This is a genomic window from Inquilinus sp. NPDC058860 (genome assembly GCF_042743185.1).
Lineage (GTDB): Bacteria > Pseudomonadota > Alphaproteobacteria > DSM-16000 > Inquilinaceae > Inquilinus.
The window spans coordinates 26,443-49,490 of record NZ_JBHYMS010000005.1 but is presented as its reverse complement, the minus strand read 5'-3'; the positions used below and the strand labels follow the sequence as shown (position 1 = coordinate 49,490).

General features: G+C 70.5%; 20 protein-coding genes and 1 riboswitch. Of the genes, 12 read left to right on the top strand and 8 right to left on the bottom strand.

The features are described from left to right. From ACFW16_RS05085 to ACFW16_RS05035, 11 genes are all read left to right on the top strand, one after another. On the top strand, positions 1 to 282 hold the full coding sequence (locus ACFW16_RS05085; protein WP_380302504.1) for a type II toxin-antitoxin system ParD family antitoxin: 282 nt from the start codon (positions 1 to 3) through the stop codon (positions 280 to 282). Then, on the top strand, positions 279 to 596 hold the full coding sequence (locus tag ACFW16_RS05080) for a type II toxin-antitoxin system RelE/ParE family toxin (protein WP_380302502.1): 318 nt from the start codon (positions 279 to 281) through the stop codon (positions 594 to 596). The genes ACFW16_RS05085 and ACFW16_RS05080 overlap by 4 nt, the downstream gene beginning before the upstream one ends. Positions 597 to 744: 148 nt before the next feature. Next, on the top strand, positions 745 to 3,390 hold the full coding sequence (pepN, locus tag ACFW16_RS05075) for an aminopeptidase N (protein ID WP_380302500.1): 2,646 nt from the start codon (positions 745 to 747) through the stop codon (positions 3,388 to 3,390). 164 nt (positions 3,391 to 3,554) lie between these two features. Continuing rightward, positions 3,555 to 5,282 carry a thiol reductant ABC exporter subunit CydD gene (cydD, locus tag ACFW16_RS05070; RefSeq protein ID WP_380302498.1) on the top strand — a complete coding sequence of 576 codons (1,728 nt, stop codon included), beginning with the start codon at positions 3,555 to 3,557 and terminating at the stop codon, positions 5,280 to 5,282. Further along, the gene (cydC, locus tag ACFW16_RS05065; protein ID WP_380302496.1) at positions 5,279 to 7,030 is read left to right on the top strand and encodes a thiol reductant ABC exporter subunit CydC; all 1,752 of its coding nucleotides are present in this window, start codon (positions 5,279 to 5,281) and stop codon (positions 7,028 to 7,030) included. Before cydD ends, cydC begins: the two co-directional genes overlap by 4 nt. 257 nt (positions 7,031 to 7,287) lie before the next feature. After that, positions 7,288 to 7,704: a YbaN family protein gene (locus ACFW16_RS05060; protein WP_380302494.1), complete on the top strand. Its 417-nt coding sequence runs from the start codon at positions 7,288 to 7,290 to the stop codon at positions 7,702 to 7,704. A gap of 70 nt (positions 7,705 to 7,774) precedes the next feature. After that, the gene (locus ACFW16_RS05055; protein WP_380302492.1) at positions 7,775 to 8,455 is read left to right on the top strand and encodes a winged helix-turn-helix domain-containing protein; all 681 of its coding nucleotides are present in this window, start codon (positions 7,775 to 7,777) and stop codon (positions 8,453 to 8,455) included. Continuing rightward, on the top strand, positions 8,442 to 9,899 hold the full coding sequence (locus ACFW16_RS05050; RefSeq protein ID WP_380302490.1) for a sensor histidine kinase: 1,458 nt from the start codon (positions 8,442 to 8,444) through the stop codon (positions 9,897 to 9,899). The genes ACFW16_RS05055 and ACFW16_RS05050 overlap by 14 nt, the downstream gene beginning before the upstream one ends. Positions 9,900 to 9,964: 65 nt before the next feature. Then, positions 9,965 to 10,068: riboswitch (guanidine-I (ykkC/yxkD leader) on the top strand. Between the two features lie 96 nt (positions 10,069 to 10,164). Further along, positions 10,165 to 11,229: a putative urea ABC transporter substrate-binding protein gene (locus ACFW16_RS05045; protein WP_380302488.1), complete on the top strand. Its 1,065-nt coding sequence runs from the start codon at positions 10,165 to 10,167 to the stop codon at positions 11,227 to 11,229. A 16-nt stretch (positions 11,230 to 11,245) separates the two neighbouring features. Then, on the top strand, positions 11,246 to 12,067 hold the full coding sequence (locus tag ACFW16_RS05040) for an ABC transporter permease (RefSeq protein WP_380302487.1): 822 nt from the start codon (positions 11,246 to 11,248) through the stop codon (positions 12,065 to 12,067). After that, positions 12,064 to 12,852, top strand: a complete 789-nt coding sequence (locus ACFW16_RS05035; protein ID WP_380302485.1) for an ATP-binding cassette domain-containing protein — start codon at positions 12,064 to 12,066, stop codon at positions 12,850 to 12,852. The genes ACFW16_RS05040 and ACFW16_RS05035 overlap by 4 nt, the downstream gene beginning before the upstream one ends. A gap of 74 nt (positions 12,853 to 12,926) precedes the next feature. Here the strand turns inward: ACFW16_RS05035 and ACFW16_RS05030 are convergent, their stop codons facing one another. The 6 genes from ACFW16_RS05030 to ACFW16_RS05005 all read right to left on the bottom strand — a co-directional run bounded on the left by ACFW16_RS05030 (position 12,927) and on the right by ACFW16_RS05005 (position 18,361). After that, positions 12,927 to 13,400 (bottom strand): SRPBCC family protein, encoded by a 474-nt coding sequence (locus ACFW16_RS05030; protein ID WP_380302483.1) that lies wholly within the window; start codon positions 13,398 to 13,400, stop codon positions 12,927 to 12,929. Next, entirely contained in the window at positions 13,397 to 13,723 is a 327-nt protein-coding gene (locus ACFW16_RS05025) for an ArsR/SmtB family transcription factor (protein ID WP_380302482.1), read from the bottom strand. Before ACFW16_RS05025 ends, ACFW16_RS05030 begins: the two co-directional genes overlap by 4 nt. An 82-nt stretch (positions 13,724 to 13,805) precedes the next feature. Then, positions 13,806 to 14,651, bottom strand: coding sequence for a carbohydrate ABC transporter permease (locus ACFW16_RS05020; RefSeq protein WP_380302480.1), 846 nt, complete (start codon positions 14,649 to 14,651; stop codon positions 13,806 to 13,808). Continuing rightward, positions 14,651 to 15,604: a carbohydrate ABC transporter permease gene (locus tag ACFW16_RS05015; RefSeq protein ID WP_380302478.1), complete on the bottom strand. Its 954-nt coding sequence runs from the start codon at positions 15,602 to 15,604 to the stop codon at positions 14,651 to 14,653. The genes ACFW16_RS05020 and ACFW16_RS05015 overlap by 1 nt, the downstream gene beginning before the upstream one ends. Before the next feature lie 2 nt (positions 15,605 to 15,606). Then, positions 15,607 to 16,857: an ABC transporter substrate-binding protein gene (locus tag ACFW16_RS05010; protein WP_380302476.1), complete on the bottom strand. Its 1,251-nt coding sequence runs from the start codon at positions 16,855 to 16,857 to the stop codon at positions 15,607 to 15,609. Between the two features lie 46 nt (positions 16,858 to 16,903). Further along, positions 16,904 to 18,361 (bottom strand): alpha-glucosidase/alpha-galactosidase, encoded by a 1,458-nt coding sequence (locus tag ACFW16_RS05005; RefSeq protein ID WP_380302474.1) that lies wholly within the window; start codon positions 18,359 to 18,361, stop codon positions 16,904 to 16,906. A 97-nt stretch (positions 18,362 to 18,458) separates the two neighbouring features. Between ACFW16_RS05005 and ACFW16_RS05000 the strand changes: the two genes are divergently transcribed. Continuing rightward, positions 18,459 to 19,388: an AraC family transcriptional regulator gene (locus ACFW16_RS05000; protein ID WP_380302473.1), complete on the top strand. Its 930-nt coding sequence runs from the start codon at positions 18,459 to 18,461 to the stop codon at positions 19,386 to 19,388. Here ACFW16_RS05000 and ACFW16_RS04995 read toward each other — a convergent pair. Both ACFW16_RS04995 and ACFW16_RS04990 read right to left on the bottom strand, forming a co-directional pair. Further along, on the bottom strand, positions 19,385 to 20,698 hold the full coding sequence (locus tag ACFW16_RS04995; RefSeq protein WP_380302471.1) for a hypothetical protein: 1,314 nt from the start codon (positions 20,696 to 20,698) through the stop codon (positions 19,385 to 19,387). The two genes, ACFW16_RS05000 and ACFW16_RS04995, sit on opposite strands and share 4 nt — an antisense overlap. Before the next feature lie 173 nt (positions 20,699 to 20,871). Next, the gene (locus ACFW16_RS04990) at positions 20,872 to 23,004 is read right to left on the bottom strand and encodes a glycoside hydrolase family 3 N-terminal domain-containing protein (RefSeq protein ID WP_380302469.1); all 2,133 of its coding nucleotides are present in this window, start codon (positions 23,002 to 23,004) and stop codon (positions 20,872 to 20,874) included. Between the last annotated feature and the right edge of the window lie 44 nt (positions 23,005 to 23,048).

Genomic DNA, 23,048 nt, shown 5'->3' with positions numbered 1-23,048 from the left:
ATGTCCGCCACCGAAAAACGCACCTTCAGCTTGCCGGCCGAGCAGGCGGCCTTCATTGACCAGCTTGTTGCCTCGGGCGCCTATGCCACGAGCAGTGAAGTGATCCGTGCAGGCCTGCGCGCTCTCCAGGAACGCGATGCCGCCGTGGAGCGCTGGCTGCGCGACGAAGTGGTGCCGGTCTACGACGCCTGGAAGGAGGACCCTTCTAGAGTCATCCTGATCGACAAGGTGTTCGACAGTCTCCGCGCGCATCACGCCGCCCGCCTCAAGGGGAAGGAGTGAAGCGCCGCCGCGTCGTTCTGTTGCCGGAAGCGCAGGCGGACCTGCGATGGATATACGATACCGTCGATCATGCCGCAGGCCCCGTCACGGCTATGCGCTTTGTCGAGCGCATCGAGACCTATTGCCGTGGCTTTGACTACGCCTCGAAACGCGGCACCCTCCGGAACGATCTGCGGCCTGGGCTTCGCATTGTCGGTTTCGAGCGCCGCGTGACCGTGGCCTTTGCTGTGGAAGCCGACGACGTAGTGATCTTCCGCTTGTTCTATGGCGGCGCCAACTGGGAGGCCGAGCTGGCCGAGGGTGGCGAGAGCTGACCCTGCCCGTTTCGGCGCGCCGCGCCGGAGCATTCGTCTTCAGGCAGACGGGCCGCACGTCGGCAGCGCCCCCGACCGCTCCCCCATTCCACCGCCGGCCGCACTGGTCTAGACAGGAGGCAACAGCTTCTCCAGCGGCCGAGATCCGATGACCGATTCCACCAGCGCCCCGCGCACCGTCCGCCTCGCCGACTACCGCCTGCCCGATTTCCTGATCGATACGGTCGACCTGCATTTCGACCTGCGCGAGGACGGGGCGACGGTGCGGTCGCGCCTGATCATGCGGCGCAACCCGGCGACCTCCGACCCTGCGGCGCCGCTGGTGCTGGACGGCCAGAACCTGAAGCTGACCGCGATCGCCCTCGACGGCGAGGCGCTGGGCGCCAACCGCTATTCGGTCGATGCCGAGCACCTGACCCTGCCCGGCCTGCCCCAGTCCTTCACCCTCGAGATCACCACCGAGATCGAGCCGCAGAAGAACACCTCGCTGCAGGGGCTCTACACCTCCGGCGGCAATTTCTGCACCCAGTGCGAGGCCGAGGGCTTCCGCCACATCACCTACTATCTCGACCGGCCGGACGTGCTGGCCCGCTACACCACCACCATCGTTGCCGACAAGGAGAAGGTCCCGGTGCTGCTGTCCAACGGCAACCCGGTCGGTTCCGGCGAGGTGGAGGGCGGCCGGCACTGGGCGAAGTGGGAAGACCCGTTCCCCAAGCCGTCCTACCTGTTCGCGCTGGTGGCCGGCGACCTGGTGGCGGTCGAGGACAGCTTCACCACCCGGTCCGGTCGCGAAGTCGCGCTCAGGATCTTCACCCGACGGGGCGACGAGACCAAGGTCGGCCACGCCATGCGGTCGCTGAAGGCGTCGATGGCCTGGGACGAGCAGGTCTACGGCTTCGAATACGACCTCGACCTGTTCATGATCGTCGCCGTCTCCGACTTCAACATGGGGGCGATGGAGAACAAGGGCCTGAACATCTTCAACACGGCCCTGGTGCTGGCCAGCCGCGAGACCGCGACCGACGGCGACTTCCAGCGCGTCGAATCCGTGGTGGCGCACGAGTATTTCCACAACTGGACCGGCAACCGCATCACCTGCCGCGACTGGTTCCAGCTGTCGCTGAAGGAAGGCCTGACCGTCTTCCGCGACCAGGAGTTCTCGGCCGACACGAACAGCCGGCCGGTGCAGCGCATCGCCGATGTCCGCCGCCTGCGCGCCATCCAGTTCCCGGAGGATGCCGGCCCGATCGCCCATCCGATCCGGCCGGAGAGCTATATCGAGATCAACAACTTCTACACGCCGACGGTGTACGAGAAGGGCGCGGAGGTCATCCGCATGATCCACGCCCTGCTCGGGCCGGAACGCTACCGGAAGGGCATCGACCTCTATGTCGAACGCCATGACGGCCAGGCCGCGACCTGCGAGAACTTCGTCGCGGCGATGGAGGATGCCAGCGGCGTCGACCTGAAATTGTTCCGCCGCTGGTACTCCCAGGCCGGCACGCCGGAGATCGCGGTCGAGGAGGAATGGGCGGCCGGCCGCTACAGCCTCACTCTCAGCCAATCGACCGCGCCGACGCCGGGCCAGGCGGACAAGCAGCCGCTGCACATTCCGGTCGCGGTCGGCCTGCTCGACGCCCAAGGCCGCGACCTGCCGGTGCGGCTGGCCGGCGAGGCGGAGGCCAAGCCCGGCACCCGGGTGCTGTCGCTGACCGAGGCCCGCCAGCGCTTCACTTTCGAGGGGCTGGCCGAGCGGCCGGTGCCGTCGCTGTTCCGCGGCTTCTCCGCCCCGGTCAAGCTGGCGCCGCAGCCGCGCGAGCGCCTGGCCTTCCTGTTCGCCCATGACATCGACCCATTCAACCGCTGGGAGGCCGGCCAGCAGCTGGCGGCCCAGCTGCTGCTGGAGGGCGTCGCCGCCCGCAAGGCCGGGCGCGAGTGGCGGCTGGATCCGGATTTCGTCGCCGCCGTCGGCCGGCTGCTGGAGGACCCGGCGCTCGACGCCGCCTTCGTCGCCGAGGCGATGGCGCTGCCGAGCGAATCCTTCCTGGCCGACCAGATGGCGGTGATCGACGTCGAAGGCATCCATGCCGTGCGCGAAGCGGCGCGGTCGGCGATCGCCACCGCGCTGCGCGGTCGGCTGCTGGCCGTGTATCAGGCCAATGACGACCAGGGGCCGTTCGACGTCTCCGCCGCTGCCGTCGGCCGGCGCGCGCTGAAGAACGCCTGCCTCGGATATCTCGGCCTGCCGGAAGGCGATGCCGAGGCGACCGGGCTGGTCCTGGCCCAGGCGCGGAGCGGCGGCACCATGACCGACGTGCTGGCGGCGCTGACCGTGCTGCGCGACCGCGACATCCCGGAGCGGAAGGAGGCCCTGGAGGCTTTCTATGCCAAATGGCAGGACGAGCCGCTGGTGGTCGACAAGTGGTTCGCGCTGCAGGCGACCTCCGCCTTGCCCGGCACGCTCGACGCCATCAAGGCGCTGACCCGGCACCCGGCCTTCACCCTGCGCAACCCGAACCGGGCGCGGGCGCTGATCTCCAGCCTGGCCATGGGCAACCCGCTGCACTTCCATGCCGCGGACGGCTCCGGCTACGCCTTCCTGGCCGACCAGGTGCTGGCTCTGAACGGCCCGAACCCGCAGCTGGCGGCGCGCATCCTGGTGCCGCTCGGCCGCTGGCAGCGCCACGAGCCCGGCCGGCAGGCGGCGATGAAGGCCGAGCTGGACCGCATCCTGGCGGCGCCCGATCTGTCGCGCGACGTCTACGAGATCGCGGCGAAGAGCCGGGCTTAGGGCACGGGGCATCAAACCAAGGAACAGGGGGAGGACGATCCGGATGACGCTATGGTCCGAGAGCCATTCCCCCGCCGCGGCGCGAAACAGCTGCTTCATTTCGTGCCGTTGACCGGACCGGGCTGGCGCCCTACCTCGCCTGCAGTCACTGGAGCACCGATCCCTTGGCCCCTACCCCGCCCCGCCCGTCCTCGACCGGCCAGATCGACGACCGCGCCGCCGGCCGCTGGCTGAAGCGGCAGGCCGGGCTGGCGCGCCGGCCGATCGGCCTGACCGCGGCGGCCGGGATCGCCCAGGGCCTGTGCGGCGTCGCCCAGGCCGGGCTGATCGCGCTGATCCTGCAGCGCGTGGTGATGGAAGGCGCCGGGCTGTCCGACCTCTGGCCGCTGTTCGCCGCCCTCCTGGCCGCGGCGCTGCTGCGGGCCGGCGCCGCCTGGGCCTGGGAGGCGCTGGGGGCCGTCGCGGCGACCCGGGTCAAGACCCGGCTGCGGCGGCGGATCCTGGACCGCGTCCACGCCCTGGGGCCCGCCTGGCGGGCGGAGCGGCAGACCGGCGATCTCGCGGTCACGCTGATCGAGCGGATCGAGGCGCTGGACGGCTACTACGCCCGCTTCCTGCCGCAGAGCCGGGTGGCGATGGTCCTGCCGGTCCTGATCCTGGCCGCGGTCTATCCGGTCGACTGGGTGTCCGGCGTGATCCTGACCGTCGCCGGGCCTTTCGTGCCGCTGATGATGGCGCTGATCGGCATGAAGGCGGCGGATGAGAGCCGCAAGCAGTTCCGCACCCTGGCGCGGATGAGCGCCTATTTCCTCGACCGGCTGCAGGGGCTGGCGACGCTGCGGCTGTTCGGCCGGGCCGAGGCCGAGGTCGAGGGCATCGCGCTGGCCGCCGACGCCTTCCGCGACCGCACCATGCGGGTGCTGCGCATCGCCTTCCTGTCCTCGGCCAGCCTGGAGTTCTTCGCCTCGGTCGCGGTCGCGGTCGTCGCCACCTATGTCGGCCTCGGCCTGCTCGGCCATATCGGCTGGGGCACCGCGCCGGAGCTGACCCTGTTCAGCGGCCTGTTCGTGCTGCTGATGGCGCCCGACTTCTTCCAGCCGCTGCGGATGCTGGCGGCCTATTACCACGACCGGGTGGCCGCGATCGGAGCCGCCGAGGGCCTGGCCGAGGTGCTGGACACGCCGGACGAGGCCCCCGCCGGCGGCCGGCCGATGCCGCAAGGCGACCTCGACATCGTGTTCGAGACCGTCTCGGTCGCCTTCGACGGCGGCACCCGCAGCGCCGTGCGGGGCGTCAGCCTGCGGATCGCGCCGGGCGACCATGTCGCCCTGGTGGGCATGAGCGGCGCCGGCAAGTCGACCCTGCTGTCGCTGCTGCTGGGCTTCCGCCGGCCGGATGCCGGCCGGGTGCTGGTCAACGGCGTCGACCTGGCCGAGATCGACCCGGAGGCGCTGCGCCGCCGCATCGCCTGGATCGGCCAGGCGCCGGTGCTGTTCCACGGCACGCTGCGCGACAACATCCGGCTGGGCCGGCCCGAGGCCGACGATGCGGCGGTCGAGCGCGCCGCGGCCGAGGCCCGGGTGACGGAGTTCGCGGCGGCGCTGCCGCAGGGCCTGGACACGCCGGTCGGCGAACGCGGTGTCGGCCTGTCCGGCGGCCAGGCCCAGCGCGTCGCCCTGGCCCGCGCCTTCCTGAAGGATGCGCCGCTGGTGTTGCTGGACGAGCCGACCGCCGCACTCGACCGCGACACCGAGGCGGAAATCCTGGAGTCGATCCGCCGGCTGGCCCGTGGCCGCACCGTGGTGGTGGCGACGCACAGCCCGGCGGCGATGGCGATCGCCGACCGCCGGATCCTGCTGGACCAGGGCCGGGTGCAGGCGGAGGCGGCATGATGGATCGCCGCGACCGCCCCCTCCTCGCCATCCTGCGCCTGGCGCGACCGCAGCGGCGGAAGATGGTGCTCGGCCTGCTGCTCGCCGTCGTCACCGCCCTGTCGGGGCTGGGCCTGCTGGTGCTGTCGGGCTGGTTCATCGCCGCCTCGGCCGTGGCCGGTGCCGTGGCCGCGACCGCCGTGGCCTTCAACTTCGCCAGCCCGTCGGCCGGCATCCGCGGCCTGGCCGTGCTGCGCACCGGGTCGCGCTATGCCGAGCGGCTGGTGACGCATGACGCCACCTTCCGCTTCCTGGCGGGGCTGCGCGTCTGGCTGTTCCGCGCCGCCATCCCGCTGGCCCCGGCCCGGCTGGAGGAACAGCGCGGCGGCGACCTGCTGAACCGCATGACCGCCGATGTCGATTCCCTCGACGCCGTCTATCTGCGGGTGATCGTGCCCGCCGTCGTGGCCGTCCTCGCGGTGCTGCTGGTCGGCGGCGTGCTGCTGTGGCTGGACCCGGCCGCGGCGGCGATCGTGGTGGCGCTGGCGATCTTGGTCGGCATCGCCTTGCCCTGGGCGATGCAGCGGATCGGCGCCCCGGTCGGCCAGGCCATCGCCCTGGCCACGGCGCGGCTGCGCACCCGCATCGTCGAGGGCGTGCAGGGCTTGGCCGAGCTGAAGGTCTATCAGGCCGACGGCCGCCATGCCGAGGCGGTGCTGGCCGAGAACGAAGAGCTGATGGCGGCGCAGCGCCACATGGCCCGGTTGTCCGGCGTCTCGACCGCCCTGTCCGGCTTGGCCGGACAGCTGGCGGCTCTGGCGATCCTGGCGCTGGGCGTCGCCGGGGTCGCCGCCGGGGTGCTGCCGGGGCCGGCCGTAGCGTTGATGATGCTGGGCGCGCTGGCCCTGTTCGACGCGCTGGTGCCCCTGCCGCTGGCCTTCCAGAACCTCGGCCGCACCCGCGCCGCCGCCCGCAGGCTGCTCGATTTCGCCGGGCTGGCGCCGCTGGTGCGCGACCCGGAGGCGCCCGCCCCGGCGCCGGACGGAAACACCCTTATCCTGTCCGGCGTGTCCTACCGGTACCGGCCGGGCGACCGGCCGGCGGTGCGTGACATCGACCTGGAGCTGCCGGAAGGCCAGCGGGTCGCGCTGGTCGGCCCGAGCGGCAGCGGCAAGAGCACGCTGACCGCCCTGATCCTGCGCTTTCGCGACCCGGACGAGGGCACCGTCACCCTGGGCGGCGTCGACCTGCGCCGCCTGCCGCAGGCCGAGATCTGGCGCCGTATCGCCTATCTGTCGCAGCGCAGCCAGATCTTCGCCGGGACGATCCGCGATAACCTGCTGATCGGCGACCCGGATGCGTGCCCGGACCGGCTGGCCGCCGCTGTCGAGGCTGCCGGTCTTTCCGCCTGGGTCGCGGCGTTGCCCCGCGGCCTCGACACCTGGGTCGGCGAGGCCGGGGTCCAGGTCTCCGGCGGCCAGGCGCGGCGCATCGCCCTGGCCCGCTGCATCCTGAAGGACGCGCCGATCCTGGTGCTGGACGAGCCGACCGAGGGGCTGGACGGCGACACCGAGGCGCAGGTGATCGAGGCGCTGGAACGGCTGACCGCCGGCCGCACCACGCTGGTGATCACCCACCGCCCGGCGCTGATGCGCCTGGCCGACAGCGCCGTGCTGATGGCCGAGGGCCGGATCGCGGTGCAGGGCGTGCCGGCGGAGATTCTCGACGCCGCCCTGCCGGGGCCGGCGAAGCGCCATGCCGCGGTCTAAACCGCATATCCCGCCCTCCTTGCGTTCTGCGTCGCCTTGCGGTGAGTCGAATGAGGGCGCGGGCCGCGAAGAGCGTATAGGGACATACGGTCGAGCGGCCCGCGCCCGCAGGCGGCCGCCGCAAGGCGACCCTCCGGGCCGGTTGAACCTGCCGGCTGGGGGCGTCGAACGGCTTGCGCGATGCATCACATCGCGCTGCGCCGCTCTCCTGCCCAGCCGGCAGGTTGAACCGGCGCAGAACACAACGAGGGCGGGATATGCGGTTTAGCCTCAGACGGATCGGGGTCCTGGGCCCGACCACGCTGCGGCTGGTGCTGCAGCTGTTCGGTACGCTCTGCGTCGTCGCCGGCGTCATCGGGCTGTTCGTGCCGCTGTGGCCGACCACGATCTTCATGATCCTGGCGCTGTGGGCCTTCGCCCGCTCCTCGCCGCGGCTGCACAACTGGCTGCTGACCCACCCCCGCTTCGGCCCGACGCTGCAGGCCTGGGAACGGCACGGCGCCATCCCGGCCTGGGCCAAGCTGCTGGCGGTGGTCAGCCTCGGCGCCAGCCTGGCGCTGGTGGTGGTCGCGGTGCATTCGCGGGTGGTGATCGGGATCGTCGCCGCGTTCTTCGCGATCCTGATCCTCTATATCCTGACCCGGCCGAACGCCGCCCCAGACCACAAAATCTAACCGGAGGATGGGCCGGCCATGACATGCTTGTCATTTCCGAACCGCCCCGCCTCGTCGTAAGGTCAGGATCATGCGAATCCTCGTGATCGAAGACGACGCCCAGGCCGCGCAGTACCTGACCAAGGGGCTGCGCGAGAGCGGATTCGTCGTGGACCATGCGCCGGACGGGCCGCAGGGGCTGTTCCTGGCGACCAGCGAGACCTATGACGCGATGATCGTCGACCGCATGCTGCCGGGCATGGACGGCCTGCTGATCGTCGAGACCATCCGGCGCAACGGCAACCAGACGCCGGTCTTGTTCCTGAGCGCGATGGGCCAGGTCGACGACCGGGTCCGCGGCCTGCGCGCCGGCGGCGACGACTACCTGACGAAGCCCTATGCCTTCACCGAGCTGCTGGCCCGGCTGGAGGCGCTGCTGCGCCGCGGCATCGCCCCCGCGGCGGCGCAGACCGAGCTGCAGATCGGCGACCTGAAGATGGACCTGCTGTCGCGCAGCGTCACCCGGTCCGGCCGCAAGATCGACCTGCAGCAGCGCGAGTTCCAGATCCTGGAGTACCTGATGCGCCATTCCGGCCAGGTGGTCACCCGGACCATGCTGCTGGAGAATGTCTGGAACTATCACTTCGATCCACAGACCAACGTGATCGACGTCCATATCAGCCGGCTGCGGCAGAAGATCGACCGGGACTTCGACACGCCGCTGCTGCAGACCGTGCGCGGCGCCGGATACTGCCTCCGTGCATCTGATTAGGGTCCTTCGCAGCTCCACCTTCCGCTACGCGATCATCTATATGCTGGTGTTCGGGGTGTCCGTCGCCGGCGTGATGGGGTTCGTGTACTGGCAGACGGTGCGGGTGATCGGCTCGCAGACCGACGACACCATCCAGGCCGAGATCACCGGACTGGCCGAACAATATCGGCAGTTCGGCCTGGTCGGCCTGATGCGGATCATCCGCGAGCGCAGCCAGGCCGCCCCGGGCCGGCGCGGCCTGTACCTGCTGGCCGACCGCAACTACAACCGGATCGAGGGCAACCTGTCGTCCTGGCCGCCGATCGCCCGCGGCGCCTCCGACAGCACGGTCGATTTCCTGGTGGCGACCGAGGTGGGCGAAAACGCCAGGCCCCAGGTGGCGCGGGCCCGCACCTTCCAGCTGATCGGCGGCTTCTACCTGCTGGTCGGGCGCGACATGACCGAGCGCACCGATTTCACCAAGCTGATGACCGATGCGCTGATCGGCGGCCTGATCCTGACCGCCGTGCTGGGCATCGCCGGCGGCATCCTGATGAGCCGCAGCCTGCTGGCCCGGATCGAGGGCATCAACCGCGGCACCGAGGACATCCTGCAGGGGGACCTGACCCGGCGCATGCCGGTGCGCGGCAACCGCGATGAGTTCGACCGGCTGGCGACCAGCCTGAACGCCATGCTCGACCAGATCGACGGGCTGATGACCGGCATGCGCGGCGTCGCCGACAACATCGCGCACGATTTGCGCAGCCCGATCTCGCGGCTGCGAAGCCGGCTGGAGGTCTCGCTGATGAGCGAGGCCGACGCCGACGGCTTCCGCCGGGCGATGGAGGATGCGATCCGCGAGGCCGACGGCATCCTCGCCACCTTCAACGCGCTGATCGAGATCGCGTTGGCCGAAGCCGGGGCGGTGCGCGACCGGTTCAGCCCGATCGAGCTGTCGGCGCTGGCCGGCGATGCCGGCGAGCTGTACGGCCCGGTGGCAGAGGACAAGGGGCAGACCCTGACGGCCGAGATCGAGCCGGGCGTGACCGTGCCCGGCAACAGCCATCTGCTGGCCCAGGCCGTGGCCAACCTGCTGGACAACGCCATCAAGTACACGCCGGAGGGCGGCCGGATCACGCTCGCCGTCCAGCGCGACGGCGAAGGCGCGGTGCTCGCCATCCGCGACACCGGCCCCGGCATCCCGGAGGAGGCGCGCGGCCGGGTGCTGGACCGCTTCGTCCGGCTCGACGCCAGCCGCAGCGCCCCGGGCGCCGGGCTGGGCCTGTCGCTGGTCTCGGCCGTGGCGCGTCTGCACCGGGCGACGCTGTCGCTGACCGACAACGCGCCCGGCCTGCACGTCGCGATGCGCTTCCCCCAGCTGGCGCCGGCCGGACACCGCGAACTCCAGGACACTGCCCAAAATTCGGGCCTGGCGGGCAAAATCACGTCATCCCATTCATTCTGACCGGCCGCACTCCGCGCGATCCGTGCCGCGACCCGGCTGGCACGGCCCTTGCTTCGCTGCAGACCGTGCAGAGCGTCTAGGGTTCCGGTCGCGTGGCGATGCTGGTCCGAGAGACGCACTTCGGCCCGGCGACGGGCGGGAGACACGGCGGGGCAAAAACCCGGGAGGTCACTGCACGGGTTCGCCGCCGCGGACCGGCCTCCCATGCGCGGCGAACCTCCTTGTGGCGAAACCGGCCGATGGCCGTCCAAGCGAGGAGTTTCCGATGCCGTTGCCGAGACTTGCCGCCCTCCTGCTCACCGCGATCGTCGCCCTGTCCGCCCCGCAGGCCGAGGCCGCGCCGAAGAAGAGCTTCGACGTCGCCTGGACCATCTATGTCGGCTGGATGCCGTGGCCCTATGCGGCCGAGACCGGCATCGTCAAGAAGTGGGCCGACAGATACGGCATCACCATCAACGTGGTGCAGATCAACGACTACGTCGAATCGATCAACCAGTTCACAGCCGGCAAGTTCGACGGCGTGACCCTGACCAACATGGACGCGCTGACCATCCCGGCGGCCGGCGGGGTCGACACCACGGCGCTGATCGTCGGCGACTTCTCGAACGGCAATGACGGCATCGTCTCCAAGACCGCCGGCAGCGTCGCCGCGCTGAAGGGCGAGAGCCTGAACCTGGTCGAGTTGTCGGTGTCGCATTACCTCCTCGCCCGGGCGCTGGACAGCGCCGGGCTGTCGGAGCGCGACGTGAAGGTGGTCAACACCTCCGACGCCGACATCGTCGCCGCCTTCAAGTCGCCGGATGTGGCCAGCGTCGTCACCTGGAACCCGCTGCTGGCCGAGGTGAAGTCGGAGCCCGGCGCCACGCTGCTGTTCGACAGCAGCAAGGTGCCCGGCGAGATCATCGACCTGATGGGCGTCAACACCGAGACGCTGAAGGACAACCCCGATTTCGGCAGGGCGCTGGTCGGCATCTGGTTCGAGACCCTGGCGCTGGTGACCGACCCCGGCGAGAAGGGCCGGGCGGCGCGCGAGGCGATGGCGAGGCAGTCCGGCACCGACCTGGCCGGCTTCGAGGCGCAGCTGGCGGCGACCCGCCTGTTCGCCGACCCGAAGGAAGCGGTGGCGTTCAGCGAGAGCCCGGAGCTGGTGCGCACCATGGACCTGGTGCGCGGCTTCTCCTTCGACCACGGCCTCCTGGGCGAAGGGGCGCGCAGCAAGGACGCCGTCGGCATAGCCTTCGCCAAGGGCGAGGCGCTGGGCGACGCCGGCAACGTCAAGCTGCGCTTCGACCCGTCCTTCATGGCGCTGGCGGCCGACGGCAAGCTCTGACGCGCGGCTGACCGCCATGCGCCGCGCCATGAACATCGCGCCGGGCCGCGGCAGCCGCCTGCTGCTGGCGCTGCTGCCGTTCCTGATCCTCGCCTGCATCTATGTGCTGGGGTCGGCGGAGCGCCGCGCCGCTAACCCGGACGACAAGCTGCTGCCGCCGGTCGCCCAGATGGCGGATACCGCGGCGCGGCTGGCGACCGAGCCCGACCGCCGCACCGGCGAGATCACGCTGCTGGCCGACACCGCGGCCAGCCTGCAGCGCCTGGTCATCGGCCTCTTCGTCGCCACGCTGATCGGCCTCGCCCTCGGCACCGCGCTCGGCATCCTGCCGCTGGCGGACGCGACGCTGGGGCCGCTGGTCGCGGTCCTGTCGATGATCCCGCCCATGGCGCTGCTGCCGATCCTGTTCATCGTCTTCGGCCTGGGCGAACTGTCCAAGGTGGTGCTGATCGTGATCGGCATCGCCCCGTTCCTTGTGCGCGACCTGGCGCTCAGCGTCGGCGCCATCCCGCGCGAGCAGCTGATCAAGGCGCAGACGCTCGGCGCCTCGACCTGGCAGATCGTGCTGCGGGTGGTGCTGCCGCAGATTCTGCCGCGGCTGATCGAGGCGCTGCGCCTGTCGCTGGGCCCCGCCTTCCTGTTCCTGATCTCGTCCGAGGCGATCGCGGCGGACAGCGGCCTCGGCTACCGCATCTTCCTGGTCCGCCGCTACCTGGCGATGGACGTGATCCTGCCCTATGTCGCCTGGATCACGCTGCTGGCCTTCCTGATCGACCTGGCACTGGCCCGCCTGGCCCGCGGCGCCTTCGCCTGGGCCTATGACGGGGGCCGGCGATGAGCGCCATCGCCGTCCGCGACCTCTGGGTCGAATACGGCGACCAGATCGTACTGGAGGCGATCAACCTCGACATCGCCTCGGGCGCCTTCGTCACCGTGGTCGGCCCGTCCGGCTGCGGCAAGAGCACCTTCCTGCGCCTGGTGCTGGGGCAGGAGCGGCCGAGCCGCGGCCGGCTGCTGCTCGACGGCACGACGCTGCCGGACGAGCCGGGCCCGGACCGCGGCATCGTGTTCCAGCGCTATTCCGTGTTCCCGCATCTGACCGTGCTGGGGAATGTCCTGGCCGGCTTCGAATTCGGCGGCAGCCCGGTGATGGGCCGCCTGTTCGGCGCCGCCCGCCGCCGGGCGGTTGGGGAGAGCGAGGCGCTGCTGGCCGCGGTCGGCCTGGCCGCCCATCGCGACAAGTACCCGAGCGCCCTGTCCGGCGGCATGCAGCAGCGGCTGGCCATCGCCCAGGCCCTGGCCAAACGCCCGAAAGTGCTGCTGCTGGACGAGCCCTTCGGCGCACTCGACCCCGGCACGCGGCTGCAGATGCACGCGCTGCTGAAGCCCTTGTGGCGGCAGCACGGCATGACGGTGATCATGGTCACCCACGACCTGAAGGAGGCGTTCGGGCTCGGCACCCGCCTCCTCGCTTTCGACAAGCTGCGCCACGACCCGCAGGCGCCCGGCCGCTACGGCGCCCGGGTGACATACGACCTCGACCTCACCCGCAAGCAACCCCTGCCCATCGCGACGGCGGCGCCGCCCGCCGAAGCCCTCGTCCCGCAAGGAGCGACGCCATGACCGCGTCCTGGCCGACCCGCCTGAAGGCCCTGCGCGCCCTCGTCTACCGGCTGCTGAAGGCCCGGGCCGAGCGGCTATAGCCGCCCGGCGAAATCCTGCCGGATCGCCTCGACCAGCCCGTCGAAGGCGGCCTCGGTGCCGCCGACGCGCTGTCGGCGGGCGCCGTCGCCGCCGCCGAGGAACGCCGCCTGCTCCGTGAACCTCATCCGGCTCCGCGCGCCGGCCGGGACCAGCTCGACCGTCGCCAGTGAGGCCGAGACCCGCTGGCCGCCGAAAGTCATCTCATAGGCGTAGATGATCCGCTGCCCGGCGACGATATCGAGGTAATGGGCCCGGAAGGTCATCTCCTGCCCGTCGGGCATCCGCCAGCGCTTGGCCTCGATGCCGCCGGCCCGGAAGTCGAACAGGTCCTCGAGCACGGCCCAGTCGGGATGGCAATCGGTCCAGCGCCGCTTCAGCTCCGGCTCCGACCAGAAGCGGAAGGCATGGACGGGGCTGCCGGGCAGCTCGCGCTCGACGACGAAGGTGTGATGGTCGACGGTGGTCACGGTTCCTCCTCGGGGATCTCGCGCATCGCGGCGTCCAGGCGGTCGAAGGCGGCGTGCAGGGCGGCCTCGCGGTCCCGCACCCAGTCGGCGATCACGGTCAGGGCGGCGGGCTGCAGGCTGTAGGTGCGGGCGCGGCCGGCCTTGCGCGACACGACGATGCCGCTGTCCTCCAGCACCCGAAGATGCTTGACCGCCGAGGGCAGCCGCATCCCCGCCGGCTCGGCCAGCTGCTTGACCGTCGCCGGGCCGCGGCTCAGGCGTTCGGCCATGCTCCGCCGGTTCGGGTCGGACAGGGCGACGAAGATGCGGTCGAGGTGCTGCATGCCTCAGCCCAACAGTTTCCTTGCATGGAAACTATTCGAAGGCGATCCCGAAGGCAACAACAGTTTCCGCCCTTGGAAACTATCAGCCCTTCACCGCCCCGGCCGACAGGCCCTCGACCAGGAAGCGCTGGAGATAGACGAAGCCGAGCGCGATCGGCACCACGGCGAGGACGGAGGCGGCCATCAGCCCGCCCCAGTCGGTCAGGTGCGAACCCTTGAACAGCATGATGCCGGGGGTCAGGGTCCGCCGCGCGTCGCTGTTGATCAGCACATAGCCGAACATGAACTCGTTCCAGGCGGTGACGAAGGCGAAGACTGCGGTGGCGAAGATGCCGGGCGCCGAGACCGGCAGCAGCACGCGGAGGATGAAGCCGGTGCGGGAGCAGCCGTCGATCTCCGACGCGTCCTCCAGCTCGCGCGGCACGGCGTCGAAAAAGCCCTTCAGCATGAAGGTGCAGAGCGGGATGGTGAAGGTGCAATAGACGATGATCAGCGCCGCATAGGTCGACAGCAGGCCGAGGCGCTGCATCAGGATGTAGAGCGGCACGAGCAGCAGCACGCCCGGGATCATCTGCGACAGCAGCAGCGCCCCGCCGACCAGGCGCGACAGCGACAGGTACGCCCAGCGGCTGAGCGCATAGCTGCAGAACACCGAGATGGTGATGGTCAGGATGGTCGATCCGGCGGCGACGATCAGGCTGTTGCGGAAATAGGTCAGGAACTCGCTGTCCAGCAGCACCCGGGTGAAGTTCGACAGGGTCGGGGCGTCGATCCAGAAGCTGGGATCGGCGCTGCGCACCTCCGCCACCGGCTTCAGGGCCGTGTCGATCATCCACAGGAACGGGAACAGGCTGTAGGCCGCGAACAGGATCAGCGTGCCGTAGGTCAGCACGCTGCGCAGCGACCGCTGGGAGGCGCCGACGACCATCAGCCCTCCCGCCGGCGCCGGGCGACGCCGTAGTGGTAGACGAAGAACAGGCTGGCCAGGAACGCCATCGACATCGAGGCCACGGCGCAGGCGGCGCCGACGTCGAAATCCTGCATGGCGTAGCGGTAGATCATGATCGGCAGCGTCTCCGACGCGTTCAGCGGGCCGCCTTCGGTCATCACCCAGATGAAGTCGAAATTGATCGCGGTCCAGACGATGTGGATGAAGATCAGCGTCAGCGACACGGTGCGCAGATGAGGCAGGGTGATCACCCGGAAACGGCGCCAGGCCCCTGCCCCGTCCACCGCCGCGGCCTCGTGCAGCTCGCGCGGGATCGCCTGCAGCGCCGCCAGCAGGCTGAGGGTGTAGAAGGGATAGCTGCGCCAGATGTTGACGAAGGTGACGGTCAGCAGCGCCGTGTCCATCTGGCCGAGCCAGGGATAGGGCGCGTCGAGCAGGCCCAGCTTGACCATCCAGATGTTCAGGATCCCGTAGTCGGGCGTCAGCATCCAGGTCCAGTTCAGCCCGGCGACGGCGATCGGGATCACCCAGGGGATGATGATCAGGCCGCGGAAGATGGCGCGGGCCCTGACCGGCTGGGCCAGCGCGACGGCGGAGGCGAGGCCGAGCGCGTATTCGCCAGCCACCGACAGCCCGGTCCAGATCGCGGTGTTCCAGAGCGCCGGCAGGAAATCGCCGTCCTCCCACACCGTCAGGTAGTTGTCCCAGCCGGCGAAGCCGGTGACGGAGGGGTTGACTAGGTTGACGTAGCGCAGGCTGTCCCACAGCACCCGCAGCAGCGGATAGGCGACCAGCACCAGGACCAGAATCCCGGCCGGCGCCAGGAAGACCAGCGCAGTGCGCCGGATCCGGGCGGCGCGGGTCGGCGCCCGGCCCGTGGCCCGGAGGGGGAGGATCGGCGCCCGGGCTGCGGCTTCGGCGGCGGCCTTCATGCCTAGGACGAGCTCAGCTCGCCGGACTGGCGCAGGGCGCGGTTGACCTGCTTGCCGAGCCAGGCGGCGACCTCGGCCGGGTCCTCCTTCTTCAACAGCACCCGGCCGATCGATTCCTCCATCGCCCGGGTGATCTGGCCCAGCGCCACCGGCGGGAAGACCACGCCGGTCGGCGCCAAGGAGGAGAAGCCCTCGCCCCACACGCCGGGGCTGACCACATCCTTGCGCACCGAAGTCGTCGGGCGCCCCGCCGCCTGGTAGTCGCGGCCGGTCATGAAGGCGGCAAAGGCCCAGACCTCTTTCGGGTGCTGCGTCGACTTGTAGAGGAAGAAGGGATTGATCTCGAAGAAGGTCGCCGGCTTCAGCCTGTACGGCGGCGGCGCCACCTTGACGTCGGCCATGCTCTCGGGATTCTGCTGGGCGCGCGACTGCATCCAGGCGCCGTCGACCGCCATGGCGTATTTGCCGAGGGCGAAGTTGCTGTCCTCCTGCTCCCAGCCCCAGCCGGCGGCTTCGGGCTGCATCGCGCCCTCGTCCAGCAGGCGGCGGTAGAAGGCGAAGACCTCGGTCGCCCGCGCCAGCTCCGCCGGGTCGTCGGCCCAGCTGTTCTTGTAGCCGCCGTCCGGCTGGCGCCGGGCGATGGCGACGTCGTTCTGGGCCAGGTACATGATCAGCTCCTGCGGCGCCCGCACGCCGGTGCCGGCGATGCCGAAGCCGTATTGCCCGGTGGCCGCCTTGACCTTGGCGGCCGCCGCGATCAGCTCGTCCCAGGTCTTCGGCGGCGCCGCGATCCCGGCCTTCTTGAGCATCTCCTCGTGATAGAGCAGCGCCCGGATGCCGAGGTAATGCGGCATCGCCATCAGCTTGCCGTCGATGGTCAGCGCCTCGATCACATTGGGGTGGATCCCCTCGCGCCCCGGCCAATCAGCGGCGTAAGGCGTGAGGTCGAGCAGCGCGCCCATGCGGTACAGCTCGCCGAACCATTCCGCCAGGCCCCAGCTGATGTCGGGCGCGTCGCCGCCGGCCACCGCCGTCACCAGCTTGTCGTGCAGGGCGCCGAAGGCGATGTTCTGGGTCTCGATCCTGATGTCCGGATGCGCCTGCTCGAAGGCGGCGATCTGCGCCTGCATCGCCTTGGCGTCGGGCTGGGCGGGGTCCCAGGCCACCCAGAAGCGCAGGGTCACCGGCTCGGCCACGGCCGGCAGCGCCAGCAGCAGCCCCGCCAGCACGAGCACGATCTTCGTCAACCTCATGGTCGCCTCCCCTCATTGATGCTCCGCCGGGGCGTTGATCGCCCGGCTAGTTCGCGACTTTGGCCCGGGCCTCGCGCAGCTGGTCGACGCTGCGCACCGACAGGCGGGCGGCGCCGCCCCAGTCGCGCGTCGCCACGCCGCCGCGGGCCAGACGCTGCCGTGCGCCGTCGACGGCATGGGCGTATTGCGGCAGCCATTCGGCCTGGGCCACCAGCAGCTCGTCCACCATCTGCCAGACCTCGTCCGGGTTGCAGACGGCGCCGACCAGCGGATCGTGCAGCACGGCCAGGCGCAGCAGGTCGAGGTCGCCGGTGACCGCCGCCTGCACCGCCATGCGCTGGACGTTGACCGAAGCGCTGCAGGTCGCGGCGCAGCCCAGCGGCAGATCCAGCCCCGCCGCCATGTTCAGGCCGAAGCGGTCGACGAAGCCCGGCGTCTCGACGATGCAGTCCTGCGGCAGGTTGGTGATCAGTCCTTCGTTGCGCCGGTTGAAATGGCCGCGATAGACCCGGCCGGTCTCCAGCGCCTCGATGATGTAGCTGCCGTGCTCGTCGGAGCGGCGGTAGTCGGAGAGCGGCGCCCCGGCCTCGGACAGCCAGCGCGGGAAGTCGGTCTCGAACCAGTTCCGCTGCTCGGTGCAGTGGCGCAGATAGCCGCCGGTCTCGCCGTTGATCCAGTTCGACAGGTCGATCCAGCGGTTGATCTCATCCGGCCGCTTCCGGTACCAGGGCAGGTATTCGCTGAGATGGCCGTTGCTCTCGGTCGAATAGCAGCCGAAGCGGCGCAGCACGTCGATCCGGACCTTCTCCTCCTGGCTGTAGCGCGGATGGCGCTCGAACGCCTCCAGCAGCTCCGCCGCCTCGATCTTCCGGCCGTGGAAGCGGATGTCGATGTACCAGGTCTGGTGGTTGATGCCGGCGCAGATATAGTTGACCTCGCGCGGATCCTCGGCGCCCAGCACCTCGGCGATCTGGTGCCAGCCATGCTGCACGCCGTGGCACAGACCGATTGTGTTGGCGACGCCGCCATGCTCGATCGCGGCCCAGGTGTTCATCGCCATCGGGTTGGCATAGTTCAGGAACCACGCCCCCTCCTCCGCCTCCGCCCGGATGTCGCGGCAGAAATCGAGGATCTGCGGGATGTTCCGCTGGCCGTACAGGATGCCGCCGGCGCAGATGGTGTCGCCGACGCATTGGTCGACGCCGTATTTCAGCGGGATCTCGATGTCGCCGGCGAAGGCGCTGAGGCCGCCGATGCGGACGCAGCTGATGACGTAGCGCGTGCCCGCCAGCGCCCGGCGCCGGTCCAACGAGGTGGTGACCTTCGCTGGCAGGCGGTTGGCCTCGATGTCGCGGCGCAGGATCTGCGCCACCATGTCGAGATTGTCGACGCTGATGTCGTGCAGCGCGAATTCGGTGTCCTGCAGCTCCGGCACCTTCAGCATGTCGCGCACCAGCTTCCGGGTGAAGCCGACGCTGCCCGCGCCGATCACGGCAACCTTCATCGCATCCTCCCGGAGCCTGCCCGGCCCCTCGGCAAGCAGTTTCGTGCTATGGTCTATGAGGCCGGGAAAACCAGCGAAAGAGGAATTTCGTGCGATCATGGGGCATTCCATGCTGTCGATGCTGCGCGACCGCGCTCCGGGCGGGGTCTCGGTGGTGTTCCCGAAGGACCGGTACCGGCTGCACGCCATGGTCACCAGCGCCGGCTACGACCGCTGCACCGACCCCGGCTACGACTGGCACGGGCTGAGGCGCGGCGACGCGCCCTTCGTGCTGCTGCAGCACACGATCGGCGGCCGCGGCCATCTGCGGGTCGAGCGCAAGCGCTGGGAGCTGCGGCCGGGCCAGACCATGCTGCTGCGCTTCCCGCACGACAACCGCTACTGGCTGGGCCGCAACCCGGAATGGGAGTTCTTCTGGCTGTGCCTGAACGGCCGCGAGGTGCTGCGCGTCTGGCGCGAGGTCATGGCCGCGCACGGCCCGGTGGTGACGCTGCCGGAGGCCGCGGTCGAGCGGCTGGCGGGCTCCTGCCTGTCGGCGCTGCAGGGCGAGGCCGGCAGCCCGGCCCGCGCCTCCGCCCTCGCCTATGGCGCGGCGATGGGCCTGGCCGAGGAGCTGCTGCCCTGGGGCGAGATGCCGGCGGATTCGCCCCGGCCAGCGGCGATCGAGCGCGCCGTGTCGCTGTGCGCCGGCCAGCCGGCCGAGCGGATCGACGTCGCCCGCATGGCCAAGGCCGCGGGCTACAGCCGCTATCATTTCAGCCGGGTCTTCGCCGCGCATGAGGGCACGACCCCGGCGCGCTACCTGCTGCGCCTGCGCATGGAGGAGGCGGCGCGGCTGCTGCATATCGAGGAGGCGCCGGTCAAGGTGATCGCCCAGCGCTGCGGCTTCGACGACGCCAACTACTTCGCCAAGGTCTTCCGCCGCTTCTACGGCATCGGGCCGCGCGACTTCCGGCGCAGCGGCATGTATGCCGGGGCGGTGCGGGCCGGCCGGGGGGCAGAGGCCGACCCGCCGCCCCCGGCTTAGCCGGCGTTGCCGCCGCCGGCGATGGCGGAGGGCTTGCCGCCGACCGGGATGTCGAGGCCCTGCTTCAGGCTGTTCAGGTAGAATTCGCGGATGCGGCCGTTCTCCGGGTCGCTGACGAAGGCGCTGTTGCCGATGATGGCGACGGTCGGGGCCGGCGTCGCCGCGTCCCAGGCGCAATCGAAGGCCGGAACGGCATCGAACTCCGCCACCGCCTTCCACTCCGGCGCGATCTCGTAGACGCGCAGCTTGCCGTCCTGGGTCAGGTTGACGACGCGCTTGCCGTCGCCGGTCACCTCGTATTGGCAGACCGCCTGCCCGCCGGGGATCTGGAACACATCCTCGGCGGTCAGCGTCTCGGCCTTCGGATCGATCCTGAGCAGCGCGGCGAAGGGACGCCCCTGGTCGCCGCCGTAATTGGCGACCAGGTGCTGGCCCGTCGGGCCGGCCTTGATCGTGCTGGCGCGGCGGCCGTCGGGATAGGCGAGCTTGCGCGCATCCCACGCCCCATCCAGCCCCGGGCCTACGACCAGGACGCCGCCGTCGCTGGCGGCGTCGCCTTCGATCCGGGCGTTGCAGCCGAAGACATGGACGTCCTGCAGCCCGGCATGGCCATGGAACTCCTTGCAGGAGCGGTCCGGGTCCGCCGTGTCGTTGAAGGACGCGACGGCGGTCCAGCCCTGCGCCTTGTCGAGGATCTGGAAGCCGTTCGGCCGCGACGACACCGTCTTGTCGTCGCCCTTCGCATAGGCCTCTTTCGACACCGAGACCAGGAACCGGTCGCCGCCGAGCGGCACGGCGATGCCGTGCTGCGGTGCGGGCGCCGGCCAGACGGTGGTCTCGACGGTGTCGTCGTCCAGCGCGTCGAGCCGGATCGCCACCACCTTCGGGTCGCTCTCGCCGAGCCAGGGGCGCTGCCCGTCGTAGAAGACGGTCAGCCAGCCCTGCTCCGACACGACATGGGACGGCTTGTCGCCGGTGAGGGTCAGGTCGAGCAGCTTCACCTCGCCCTTCTCGATGTCGAAATGGTCCTCGTGGGACTCGTAGAACAGGCCGCTGTCCAGGACCCGGATGGTGCCGGATTCGTCGCCCGTGCGGATCACGACGAAGCGCCCGCCCTCGGTTCCGATCAGCGTCGGATCGGCCTTCGACACCTCGAAGCTGTGGGTCACCTTCGCGGTGTCGAGATCGAGCACGCTGACGACGGGCTTCTCGTGATCGGCGAAGACCAGGCGCCCACGCGACACGGCATGGTCATGGGCGGAAACGGCATGGGCGGACAGCGCGGTCAGCAGCGCCGCGGCGGCGGACAATCGGGTTCCTGTCATATCGGGTCGGCCTCGTCTGAAATTCGTGATTTGAATTTATGTTATATCATAACACAACAAGGCAGCAAGACGCGGCGGTGCTCGCGATGACGGTTCTGTCGGGCGGAATCAGTCCATCGTAGGTTGGGTTCGCGCCAGCGAACCCAACCTACGAGATCTCAGACCTCGACCCAGATCGTCGCCGACAGCAGCTCGGGCCGTTCGGCCTTGGTGCCGACCAGGATCTCGATGTCGCCGGCCTCCAGCGCCGGCGTCAGGTCGAGGCCCGGGAACTGCAGCGCCGCGGCCGCCAGCGGCAGGCGCAGCAGCTGCTTCTGGCCGGGGGCCAGCGCCGCCTTGGCCATGCCCTTCAGCTCCAGCAGCGGCCGGGCCACGCTGGCGACGGGGTCGCGGGTGAACAGGAACACCGTCTCCTCGCCCGCCACCGTGCCGCTGTTGGTTACGGCGACCTCGACCGTCAGCGTCTCGCCCGGGCGCAGCACCGGGGCGGAGATGCGCAGGTCGCCGAGGGCGAAGCGGCTGTAGGACAGGCCGTGGCCGAAGGGGAATTGCGGCGTCGACGGCAGGTCGATGTATTTGCTGGTGTAGTGCTGGTCCGGGTCGGTCGGGCGGCCGGTGTTGCGCTCGCCGAAGAAGATCGGCACCTGGCCGACATCGCGCGGCCACGTCACCGGCAGCCGGCCGGACGGGTTGACCGCGCCGGTCAGCACGTCGGCGACGGCGTGGCCGGCCTCGTGGCCGAGGAACCAGGTGGCGGCGACCGCCGCCGCGCGCTCGAACAGCCAGGGCAGCATCAGCGGCCGGCCGGAGGTCAGGAGCGCCACCACCGGCACGCCGAGGTCGAGCACCGCCTCGGCCAGGTTGCGCTGCAGGCCCGGCAGCCCGGGGCGGGCCCGGCTGGCCGCCTCGCCGCTCATGATCGCCGCCTCGCCGAGGCACAGCAGCACGATCTCGGCGCCGCGCGCGGCCTCGACCGCTGATGCGATGCCGGCGTCGCCCCCGGTCTCGATCTCGGTGCCGGGGACATAGGCGATCTCGGCCTGCGGCAGGGCCGCCTTGATGCCCTCGAGGATGGTCACCGCCTCCTCCCACCGCCCGGCACCGGCCCAGGAGCCGAGCATCTCCGACCGCGCATCGGCCAAGGGGCCGATCACGGCGATGCGTTTGGCCGACGGCGCCAGCGGCAGCACGCCCTTGTTGGTCAGCAGCACGATCGACTTCGCCGCCGTTTCGCGCGCCAGCCGCCGCCGCTCCGCCGCATGGAAGGCGTCGGGCACGGCGACCACACGGCGATACGGGTCGTCGAACAGGCCGAGCCGCTGCTTCAGCCGCAGCACGCGACGGACCGCGCCGTCGATCTGATCCTGTGTGACCAGGCCGCGCTGCAGCGCCGTCGGCAGGCCGGCGGCGTAGGCGCCGCTCATCATGTCCATGTCGATTCCGGCCTTCAGCGCCAGCGCCGCGGCCTCGACCGCATCGGCGGCGACGCCATGGGCCAGCAGCTCCATGATCGCGTTGTAGTCGCTGATCACCGCGCCCTCGAAGCCGAGCTCGCCCAGCAGCGTGCCGCGCAGCAGAACGGCATTGGCCGTCATCGGCACGCCGGCGACGTCGTTGAAGGCCGGCATCACCGCGGCCGCCCCGGCGGCGACGGCGGCGGCGAAGGGCGGCAGATAGACCTCGCGGATCGCCCGGTCCGACACGTCGGCCGAGTTGTAGTCGCGGCCGGCGAGCGCGGCGCCATAGGCGAGGTAGTGCTTGGCGCAGGCCGCCACCGCATCGGGTGCCGTGAGGTCGGCGGTCTGGTAGCCGCGGACCTTGGCCTCGGCGATGCGGCTGGCGAGCCAGGGATCCTCCCCCGGCCCCTCGGAGATGCGGCCCCAGCGCGGATCGCGGGCGATGTCGAGCATCGGCGAGAACACCAGGTCCAGACCGTCCTCCGCCGCCTCCATCGCCGCCTCGCGCGCCGTGCGCTCCCACAGCTCGGGCGAGAACAGCGCCGCCTCCGCCAGCGGGATCGGGAAGATGGTGCGGTGGCCGTGGATGACGTCGAAGGCGAAGAGCAGCGGGATCTTCAGCCGCGTCTCCTCCACCGCCATTCGCTGGGTCTCGCGCACCCGCCCCGATCCCCAATGGTTGAACAGGCTGCCGATGCGGCCGGCGCGGATGCCCTCGGTGACGTCGCCCGGCAGCACCGGCCCGGTGATCGCCAGGGCCGACGACATCATGGTGAGCTGGCCGATCTTCTCGTCGAGCGTCATCGCCGCGAGCAGGGTCTCGATCCGATCCAAGGGCCGACTCCGCCTTTGCCGCCTCCCCGGGGAGGCCCGCCCGG